Raw genomic sequence first — 541 nt, 5'->3', positions numbered from 1 at the left:
GGAACATCTTACTTACTCGCACTGCATGTAAATGGGGCTATAGCTCAGCTGGGAGAGCGCCTGCCTTGCACGCAGGAGGTCTGCGGTTCGATCCCGCATAGCTCCACCATTTACACCTTATTCTGACTTTATTGCAAAGTAATAAGGCATATGCACTATGGATAGAGATGCCAAAGATAAACTTAAAAATTATCTTTGGCTTTTTTAAGCCCGCTCTTTAACAATTTGGAAAGCTGATAGTATTTAATTGCATGAGTCTGTCATGTGATTAATTACAAAACGTTTAATGCGCAAGCATTGAACATGAGTTCTCAAACACTTTATTAAGTGTCTTGAATATTCAATAGTAAATTATTCTTTATTGGATAGTTTACGTCTAAGGCGCGTCCACTTCTTTGGTCAGAAGTGAGACAAGTAAAACCAAGCTGGTCGCAATGCGGCGCAGGTGAGTGAAACTCATTTGGGTTGTATGGTTAAGCGACTAAGCGTATACGGTGGATGCCTTGGCAGTCAGAGGCGATGAAGGACGTAGTAACTTGCG

General features: G+C 41.8%; 1 tRNA gene. It reads left to right on the top strand.

The window, feature by feature from the left end:
• The first annotated feature begins 33 nt into the window (after nt 1–33).
• Nucleotides 34–109 (top strand) — tRNA-Ala (locus tag L5M71_RS23160).
• Nucleotides 110–541 lie beyond the last annotated feature (432 nt).

Source organism: Shewanella sp. SW1, from assembly GCF_025653545.1.
GTDB classification, from domain to species: domain Bacteria; phylum Pseudomonadota; class Gammaproteobacteria; order Enterobacterales; family Shewanellaceae; genus Shewanella; species Shewanella oncorhynchi.
The sequence above is the reverse complement of the archived record's forward strand: the minus strand, read 5'-3'. Positions and strand labels throughout refer to the sequence as shown.